This window comes from Achromobacter sp. SIMBA_011, assembly GCF_046535435.1.
Classification (GTDB): Bacteria; Pseudomonadota; Gammaproteobacteria; order Burkholderiales; family Burkholderiaceae_B; genus Achromobacter; species Achromobacter dolens.
In genome coordinates this window covers 1-244 of sequence record NZ_JAWRWN010001071.1, presented here as the reverse complement: position 1 = coordinate 244, position 244 = coordinate 1, and the positions used below count along the sequence as shown (strand labels likewise).

Annotated in this window: 1 protein-coding gene; it reads left to right on the top strand. The window is 66.8% G+C overall.

Features of this window, described 5'->3' with window-relative positions; translation table 11 throughout:
• A partial coding sequence (locus tag SB816_RS34315) for a MarR family transcriptional regulator (RefSeq protein WP_410548538.1) occupies positions 1-244 on the top strand: 244 nt, incomplete at both ends.

Sequence of the window (244 nt, the reverse complement as noted above, 5' to 3'; positions counted from 1 at the left end):
AGAACCGGACCGCATCGCGATCTTGCAGCAATTCGGACGCACGTATCGCGCGTTCATGAGCGCGTTCGAAACGCACGTCGGGCAGCCGATGCCGCGCTGGCGCATCATGGTGGCGCTGCACACGCTGGTCGGCCAGGCGTCGCAGAAGAAGCTCGTCGAGGTGCTGCGCATCGATCCGGGCGCGCTCACGCGCCAGCTGAAATCGCTCGATGCGCTCGGCTGGATCGAGCGCGCGTCCGATGCC